Origin of the sequence: Hymenobacter lapidiphilus, from assembly GCF_003417065.2 — a bacterium.
Taxonomy (GTDB): Bacteria; Bacteroidota; Bacteroidia; order Cytophagales; family Hymenobacteraceae; genus Hymenobacter.
Window position 1 is genome coordinate 1 of sequence record NZ_QVLT01000058.1, and the last position, 8,471, is coordinate 8,471.

Sequence of the window (8,471 nt, forward strand, 5' to 3'; positions counted from 1 at the left end):
CACCAACCCACCCCCGCCGCCACCCCACCCGATACGCTGCGCTTCCAGGAAACCACCCTGGCCGAGCTGGAAACTACCCTGGCCAAGCTAAACTAGTCCCCTTTTCCAGCGTCCGGGAAGCTGCGCCTCGGCCCGCAGACAGTTGGCGAGCCTAGCGGCGCGGGCCGAGGCGCAGCGTCAGGCAGGAGTCAGACTGTACCAGTATTGTTGTCTGGAAGCTCTGCTGCCAGGCTTGGGTAGCTTTCTGGCCACACACGGCTACTAGTTGGCCCGGCCGGCCTCGCTGTGCTGCCAGGGGGCCAGCCGCCGCACGCGGTGGCCGTGCTGGTATTCGGCCGCCAGCCGATAGAACTCCGGCGCATCATTAAACGAGCCATCTGTACCGATTATGTAGTCGCGGAGTTCGGGTAGCTGCTGCCGCTGCTGGCGCAGGTGGTGGCCATATACCAGCTGGTGGTTCTCAAACCGAACTTTGGAAAGCTGGCGCAGGTACTGAACCTGGTTCAGGTAGGAAAAAGCAGCCAGTGCCAGCACCCCACCCAGCCGGGCCGCGTAGCTCACTGGCCGGCCGGTGGTAGCCTGCGCCAGCCGGAAAGCTTCGGTGAGACCTGCCGCCGCCAGCAGCGCCAGCAACGGGTACGCCGGCGCATCATACCACGCCAGTTTGGTTTGCGAGAGCGAGAGTACCAGGTAAAACGAGCCGACTATGGCCGTCAGCACCCGGCTCAGCCACCAGGCCCGGCTGCGCGCGGCAGCCACCAACCCAGCCCAGCCCCTGCCAGGGCCGGCAGTAGCCAGAGCGCAAACTTGCCACCGGCCAGCAGGTCGAAGTAGTAGCTGAACGACTCGTAGTGCCCCTCCAGCTGCTGGCCGGCAGGGCCGCCCACCTCGTACTGCCATACGGCCGCCAGGTATCCCGGAGCAGCCATTTCGCGCACGGTGTACCAGATGACCACCACTGCCAGTACCAACCCGGCCGCCAGCCAGGGCGTGGGTCGTCGCAGCCGGTAGCCACTGCCCGTCAGGGCCAGGGCCAGCAGCAGCCCGGGGCCGAACATGGCGCCGGCAATGCCCTTGGTTAGTACGGCAGCGGCAAAGCTGCCGCCCGTAGCCCAGGCCCAGCGCGCCCGGCCCGTCCGCAGGTAGGCAAGCCAGCTCACCACTCCCACAGTGGTAGTCAGAGTCAGTAGCGAGTCAAAATCGGCGGTGCGGGCAACATGGAAGGTTACGTAACCAGGACTGGTAAGCAGTACCAAGCCAGCCAGCAACCCCGCCAACCGGCTGCGCAGCCAGTGGGTAGCCGTAGCATACACCACTCCTACTGTGGCCAGTGCCGCCAAGGCCGCCGGCAGCCGCAGGCCCAGCTCGGTGGGTCCCAGCAGCCGGATACTGCCAGCCAGCAGCCAGGTCCAGAGCGGAGGCTTGCTATTCCAGAGGTCGGCTCGCCCAGGTAGCGCACTACCAGCCAATCGTGGTGAACAAGAATACCCAGCCCGTCGAGGGCCGTGCGCGCCTCGTCCCACTGCTGCACCGGAAAAGAGGTAAGCTGCCAGAACAAGGGGAAATAGGCCAGCGCTAATAGCAGCAAAAAAGGGCCGTAGCGGCGCCAATGGCGCAGCCAGGAGGGGGAAGCAGAAGAAAGCACCGGGAAAAGATACGCGCAAATTCTTCCTGAAACCACTCGGCCGGACCGGGCTTGTTACCGCCTTATCCCTGTTGCGGTGGAGCTTCCCTCGCTTTCTTCCGACACAATGTAGAGGGGCCGCTGGCGGACATTGGCCGAGAGGCGCGAAATGTACTCGCCGATAATGCCCACGGCAATCAGCTGTACGCCGCCCAGAAACAGGATGCTCACCATGAGCGACGCCCAGCCCGGCTGGTAGTCGTGGCTAACGAGGCGGGCGTAGAGCGTGTAGAGCATCACCAGAAAGGCAAGGCCCGACACCACGAAGCCGCTGATGGTGGCCATTTTCAGGGGCACATCGGAGAAGGCCGTGATGCCGTCGAGGGCCAAGCGCAACATTTTGCGGTAGGTGTAGCCGGTGGCCCCGCCGGCCCGCTCGGCCCGGTCGTATTCGAGGTAGGTCTGGCGGTAGCCAATCCACGAAATCTGGCCCCGGATAAACTTGTTCTGCTCCGGCATCTGGCGCAACGCTTCCACCACCTTGCGCGACACCACCCGGAAGTCGCCGGTATCGACGGGGATGGAAATGTGGGTGATACTCACCAGCAGTCGGTAGAACAGCTTAGCCGTGAGCTTTTTGGCGGCGCTTTCACCCTGGCGGCTCCGGCGCTTGGCATACACCACTTCGAAGCCTTCGCCCAGCTTCTGGTACAGCGCCGGAATCAGCTCGGGCGGGTCCTGCAGGTCGGCATCAATAATAACCACAGCTTCCCCGGCGGTCCGGTCGAGGCCGGCCGTCACGGCAATCTGGTGGCCGAAGTTGCGGCTGAAATCCACGTAGCGCACCCGCTCGTCGCGGGCCGCCAACAGCCGGATCAGGGCCAGCGACTCATCGCGCGAGCCGTCGTTGACGAAGATCAGCTCGTAGCCGCCGGGCAGCGCCATCGGGTCGAGCACCTCGCACAGCCGCTCGTAGAGCGTCCCGATGTTGGCTTCCTCGTTGTAGATGGGGATGATGACGGACAGGTCCACGGCGGGAGAAGAGATGGAATGAGGGGGTGAGCATAGTGTCATCCGGAGCGGAGCGCAGAACCTATGCAGAAGCTATACCTATTGATTACTCTCTGCACAGGTTATGCACTCCGCTCAGGATGACAAACCTTGTGCTGCAACCGTGGCGCTGGCGAATACACTGACTCCAAACGGCACCGCCACCTTTTTACTGAACTGGTTTTCCAGCTTGAGCAGGTTCAGCAGCAGCTTGTTGGTGGTGGGCGGCAGCGTCAGCAGGTCGCCCTGGGGGCGGGGCGGCAGCACGCGCTGCAACAGCCGTACGGCGGCCGTGGGGAAGTAGAGCAAGTTGTTCCAGAAGCCCAGATGCTGCACCTGGAAGCCGTTGGCTTGCAGCGCCTCGCGCAGGTGGCGGCGCGAGTAGCGGCGGAAGTGGTGGTTTACCACATCGTGCTGGCTCCAGAGGTAGGCGTGGGCCGGCACGAATACCAGCAGCTGCCCGCTAGGGCGCAGCACCCGGCGCCACTCCTGAAGCGCGGCCTGCTCGTCGGCAATATGTTCGAGCACATCGGAAGCAATAACCAGGTCGAAGGACTGGTCGGTAAAGTCGAGCCGGGCGCCGTCCATCACGTGCACGTCGGGCAGGCCCCGCTCCTTGGCCAGCGCTATGGCCGGCTCACTCACATCGATACCCGTTACATGGGCGTAGCCGGCTTCGCGCAACTGCCGCAGCAGCGGCCCCCCCGAGCAGCCGATTTCCAGTACGGCGGCCGACTTCGGGAGCTGCAGCTGCGCAATCAGCTCCCACACCATGTGGCGGCGGCCCGCAAACCACCAGTTCTGCTCTTCCAGGCTGTGGTACTGGGCTTCGTATTGCTTATCCATCAGAAATATGCGGTTGCAGAGCAGGAAGGTGTCACAACTAACTGTTTGCGGGCCGCTTTATCAGACAAATATAGCGGGGTAGGAAAGGGAAATCTTATTTCACGGATAACTCCTGCATCTGCTGCCGGCAGGCCAGGGCCCACATGCCTGGCAGGCCAACACACTGGCCGACGGGGAAGGCAACAGATGCTGCAGGAGTGCTGGGCTGCTGCCTTTGGTCCCGCTCGAACGTGACACCGCTAGGCCAGCCGCTATCCTTGGCACAGCAAATTGATTCGCCGGTTGCAACGCAGAAGCATTGCGCCATAAGCGGCCACAGATGTCTTGGTTGCTTTCAAAACTCGAATCTGCCTTTTCCTATGGTCGCCTCGTGCCCGTTTTGTGCGTGTTTGTGCTGCAGCGGTTTCTGCGTGGCCGCCCTGCTGTTTCTTCGAACCGTACCTGTTAGGCCCTGGCCTGCTTCTGCCAATAAACACCCAAGGCCGGAGCAGTAATGTTACCCGCTGTGCAGGCTCGCTCGGCTGCCCGGCAGCACCGGTGGGGGCCGCCGCACAATGCGCAGCAGGTTGTAGCCCTCGCGCAGCAGCAGGCCCAGGGGCATGCGGCTGAAGACGATGCTGGGCCGCAACTGCACCGGTACGGGCCGCACGCGTAGGCCAGGCACCCGGGCAGCCCAGTAGAGAAACTCCAGATCGAAGAGGTAGCGGTCGACCTGCGTTTGCAGAAACAGGGCCTTACCGGCGCTGTTAAAGCCTTTCACGCCGCACTGGGTGTCGGCAACGGGCAGGCGCAGCAGGTGACGGGTGCAGAAGCGCAGCGAGCGGGAAATGACTGTGCGCACGGCCGGCACCTGCTCGTAGTAGCTATCGGTGCGGGCGCCTACGGCCACATCGCACTGGTCGGTCAGCAGAACTCGTACCACGTCGGCCACGCCCTGCGCCTCGTAAGGGAAGTCGATGTCAGTAAACAGGCAGATGGAGTGCTGCGCCGCCGCTATGCCGTAGCGCAGCGCGTAGCCTTTGCCGTGGTTCTGGGCGTAAGACGAATAGTGGAACCGGGGCAACTGCGCCGTCAGCAGGTCCAGCTCGGCCGGCGTGGGTGGGTGGGCCGAACCGTCGTTGACAACGTGCACCGTAAATTCCACCTCCGGCAGGTATCCCTGTAGCGCCGCCATGCTCCCGATCAGGTTAGCGGCCCAGTCGGCGGGGGGGTTGTAACAGGGCAGAACTAAATCGACCGGAACGGGCATAAGGCAGCGAAAGAAAAGCGCCGGGGCAGCTTAATCTTGTAAAGGAAAGTTGTTTTTAAAGGAGCGGCCGGGCACGGGCTGGTCATACACATTGATGTAGGCGGGTCGGATGAGCAGGTTGGCCACTTCGAATGGCTCGTCGCCCTCCAGCGCCACTTCCAAGCGGTTGCCCGGCTGCTGCGGCCGCAGCTTAACGGCCGTCTGCACCCAGCCGCGGTATACTTCGAGGCTGTGCCGGGGCAAGCCATCGTGCTCACTAACCAGCTCGCCGGTTTGAGCGTCCAACTCCCGCACTTTCAGGATGGGCAGGGTGCTCATGCCTTTCAGCCGGACCCAGACCGACACCGCATAATGCGTGGTGTCCTGGGCCTGCGGGACCGGCCCCGCGAAGAGCTGAACCAGGCCGCGTCCTTTCAGGGAGCCGCCACCGAACGGGGTAAGGGCCGCCGGCTGAGCGGCGGGCCAGGTACGCCGCAGCACATCGGGGCGGGTAGGGGTGGCAGCCGCGGCAGCAAGGGCCGCGCGGCGGTAGGGCGCGGCATCGAAGGCGGCAAGGGACAACGCGTACAGCCGCACCGACTCATCCTGGAGTAGCAGTCGGCCCAACGACACTAAGTGCTGCTCGGCCGGCGACAGGTTTTCGTTGGTCACAAGCAGCAACAGGGGCTTGCGCGAAGGGAAGTCGCCGATGATAGTTTTCGGAATTTCTGGAGCCGACAGCAGCTGCGCTGATGCCAGGCCCTGCGCCTGGGAAGTACGCGACATGGCCGAGGCCACAATGGGCAGGCCCGAGCGCAGCGAAGCCCGCATGGCCTCATAAGCCGACCCCGGAATGTCGTTGGTTCCGAACTGCTCGGGCCCCAGCAGGAAATACGGCAGCGGCAGAATGGCTTGGTAGTCTCCGTAGGGCAGCTTTTGCCAGGCCGCGAACCGGATGAACGGCTCGGGAGAATGCAGCAGGGCCTGGTAGGAGTAGCGCGGGCTCTTGTTGGTATCGCGGATGCGCTTGGCCCAAGTGGCGAAGTTGGTCCGGGCTTCCCAGGCCCACACGGCCACAATCAGTAGCAGAAAGGTGCGGGCAAACCGGCCGGCCCCGTGCTGGCGCAGATAGCGGGCCAGCTGGTAGAGGTAGAATACGGCGTACACCGTGAAAAAGTAATAGAATATCCAGGCGAAGCGGCCAATCGAGCGGAACTGCTTAAGCGGCTTTATCCAGTCCAGTAGCCCTTCCAGCCCGAAAACGAACGGCACACCGCAGGCGAAGAGCAGCGTGAGCAGGCCCGCATACAGGCCAATGCGCAACGGCTCCGGCAACACCGGTACCAGCACCAGCCGCAGCCGGCCGCGCCGCAGGTACCCTAGCGCCTTAATTGCCGTGAGCAGCAGCACCACCAGCCCCACCAGCCCCACGTAGGCCCAGCCTTCGCCCGTAGTCTCCGGAGTATGAAAGGCCGTGCGCCAGAATGAAGCCAGCGGATCGAGGTTGGGAAAAAAGACGCTGGCAAAGCTGGCCCGGTACACCAGAAACCCGTAGGGCGTGGAAGGCCGGTCGGTGACGGCGTCGGTGAGAGCCATGAAAACTTGGAACAGTATCACGGGCAGCACGGCCGCCAGCACCACCCGCCCGAGAAAGGCAAGCGGGTAGCCGCCAACCCGGCGCTGGGCCAGGGCCACCAGCGCGTATGCCAGGCCCAGCAGCGCCGCCAGCAGCAAAAAATACGGGTGCAGCAGGCCGGCCAGCAGCCCCACGGCCACGTAGCCCACCAGCGGCCTCCAGTTGCCAGGCGCATCAAACGCCCGCACCAGCGCATACCAGAGCAGCGGTACCACGCACAGGTAAGCCAGCCCGTAGTGGCCCATCCAGCGCATTAGCTGGGGCGAAAGAAAGCTGATGAGCAGCGCGCCCACCACTGCAGGGGCGGCCGGCAGCAATAGCCGCCGCAACAGCAGGTAAACCACCACGGCCGTAACCACCAGCGACAGAAACAGCAGCCCGTTCATCAGGCCCAGGGCCCAATCGGCCGCAGGCAGACCCCAGCCCTGCAGCGTGGCCAGCGGCACGCCCAGCAGCGGCTGGCCATCGGCATAGGTCAGGTGCTCTCCGTAGGGGTACAGCATCCCGGTAAAGTGGGTGCCTTGTCCGTAGCGGACGTGGTAGAGCAGCGAGTAATAGTTTTTGGTGGCGTCGCCGTCGCCGGCAAACACAGTCTGCCCCGGATGCAGCAGCAGGGGGCCCAGGGCCCAATACATCAGCCCCAATGTCAGCAGCACCAACACCAGAATGGGCACCACATGGCGCCGTTGAGAAACAAAAGCTGGCAAAACTATACGGGTAGATATAAGGTAACGACGAGCCAAATATAGGGCCGCCCCGCATAACGAACCGTCCCGACGGGGTTGGGTAAAATATTGCGGTTGATCTGGCGGCGCACTTCCTATCTTTGGCCGGCCGTTCGCGGGCCGGCACCCTCTATCGGCCTCCTCCTATGCCATCCTTTTTATGCTAACCCTGCGCCGTGCGGGCACGTCCCTTTTCTGGCTTCTGCTGGCCGCACTGGTGCTCATCAGCGCCGGCCTTTACAACGGCTTCCCGCTTGTAACCTCCGACTCGGGCACCTACCTCAACAGCGCCATCCACTTCACGGTGCCCGACGACCGACCCCTTACTTACGGGCTATGGACGGCGGCCACGGGGCTGCGCAAAAGCCTCTGGCTCGTGATTTTTGCGCAGGGGCTGCTGCTGGCGGGGCTGCTGTGGCGCACAACGGCCGTATTTGTGCCCCGGCTGCGGCACCCTGCGGGCCGGTTGGCGCTGGTAACCGCCGTGGTTTGGCTGACGGGCGTGGCCTGGTACTGCAGCCAGCTGATGCCCGACATTTTCACGGCCGTTGGCCTGCTGGCGCTGGCGCTGCTGCTGCTGAGCCGGCCGGCCTGGCCCGAGCGGGTGGCCCTGCTGGCCGTGCTGCTGCTGGCAGCCATCATGCACTCCTCCAACCTGCTCACGGTACTGCTCACGGTGCTGGCGGTGGGGGCAGTGGGCTGGTGGCAGCACCTGTTTAGGCGCGGCGTACTGCACCGGCCCACTTGGCTGCTCACGCTGGCCGTTTCGTTGGCCGGCTGGGTTGTGCTGCCTGCCCTACACGCGGGCTTCGGCGGCGGTTTCACGCTGTCGCGCGCTTCTTCAGCCTTCCTGATGGCACGGCTTTCCGAGAACGGGGTGCTGGAGAAGTTTCTGGCCGACAACTGCGGCCCCGGCAACCAGTACCAGCTCTGTAAATTTCGCGACCAGCTGCCCAACGACGCCATTACGTTTATGTGGGACGCCAACAGCCCGCTCAACCGCACCGGCGGCTGGAACGCCAACCAACCCGAGTACCAGCGCATCCTGCGCCAGATCCTGCTCTCGCCCCGCTACTATCCGCTACTGATTTCCGAAACCGTGCAGGCTACACTGCGCCAGCTCACCCACATCGGCCACGGCGACGGCCTGACGGCTTTCCGCGAAAACACCAACCCCTACTGGAAAGTGGGCGAGTACGCGCCCTACGAGCTGAAGGAGTACATGTCGTCGATGCAGAACCGCGGCAGCTGGACTTTACTACCCTCAACGAGCGTACCTACGGGGCGCAGCTGCTGGCGCTGCTGGTGCTGGGCCTGGGGCTGCTGGGGCCCGGCCGGGGCCGGGTGGCCCCGGCGCTGGTG

Annotated in this window: 7 protein-coding genes; 1 reads left to right on the forward strand and 6 read right to left on the reverse strand. The window is 63.9% G+C overall.

What is annotated here, in order from left to right; translation table 11 throughout:
* Nucleotides 1-261: 261 nt before the first annotated feature.
* The 6 genes from D0N36_RS19065 to D0N36_RS19090 form a co-directional block, all read right to left on the reverse strand.
* On the reverse strand, nucleotides 262-759 hold the full coding sequence (locus D0N36_RS19065; protein WP_147320988.1) for a hypothetical protein: 498 nt from the start codon (nucleotides 757-759) through the stop codon (nucleotides 262-264).
* A complete protein-coding gene (locus D0N36_RS19070) occupies nucleotides 726-1,469 on the reverse strand; it encodes an ArnT family glycosyltransferase (RefSeq protein ID WP_190242768.1) in 744 nt (247 codons plus the stop codon). The genes D0N36_RS19065 and D0N36_RS19070 overlap by 34 nt, the downstream gene beginning before the upstream one ends.
* 230 nt (nucleotides 1,470-1,699) lie before the next feature.
* Nucleotides 1,700-2,656 (reverse strand): glycosyltransferase family 2 protein, encoded by a 957-nt coding sequence (locus D0N36_RS19075; RefSeq protein WP_199798375.1) that lies wholly within the window; start codon nucleotides 2,654-2,656, stop codon nucleotides 1,700-1,702.
* A 114-nt stretch (nucleotides 2,657-2,770) separates the two neighbouring features.
* Nucleotides 2,771-3,520, reverse strand: a complete 750-nt coding sequence (locus tag D0N36_RS19080; protein ID WP_116943406.1) for a class I SAM-dependent DNA methyltransferase — start codon at nucleotides 3,518-3,520, stop codon at nucleotides 2,771-2,773.
* 496 nt (nucleotides 3,521-4,016) lie between these two features.
* Entirely contained in the window at nucleotides 4,017-4,769 is a 753-nt protein-coding gene (locus tag D0N36_RS19085) for a glycosyltransferase (RefSeq protein WP_116943407.1), read from the reverse strand.
* Nucleotides 4,770-4,799: 30 nt separating this feature from the next.
* Nucleotides 4,800-7,061, reverse strand: coding sequence for a hypothetical protein (locus D0N36_RS19090; protein WP_116943408.1), 2,262 nt, complete (start codon nucleotides 7,059-7,061; stop codon nucleotides 4,800-4,802).
* A 208-nt stretch (nucleotides 7,062-7,269) separates the two neighbouring features.
* On the opposite strand from D0N36_RS19090, the gene D0N36_RS19095 reads away from it, so the two are divergent.
* Nucleotides 7,270-8,471 (forward strand): hypothetical protein (locus D0N36_RS19095; RefSeq protein ID WP_190242769.1); only part of this gene is annotated, 1,202 nt, incomplete at its 3' end.

What these genes read in the sequence shown, in the direction of transcription:
- D0N36_RS19080 (WP_116943406.1), bottom strand. Translation starts at nt 3,520, where the DNA reads ATGGATAAGCAATACGAAGCCCAGTACCACAGCCTGGAAGAGCAGAAC.
- D0N36_RS19085 (WP_116943407.1), bottom strand. Translation starts at nt 4,769, where the DNA reads ATGCCCGTTCCGGTCGATTTAGTTCTGCCCTGTTACAACCCCCCCGCC.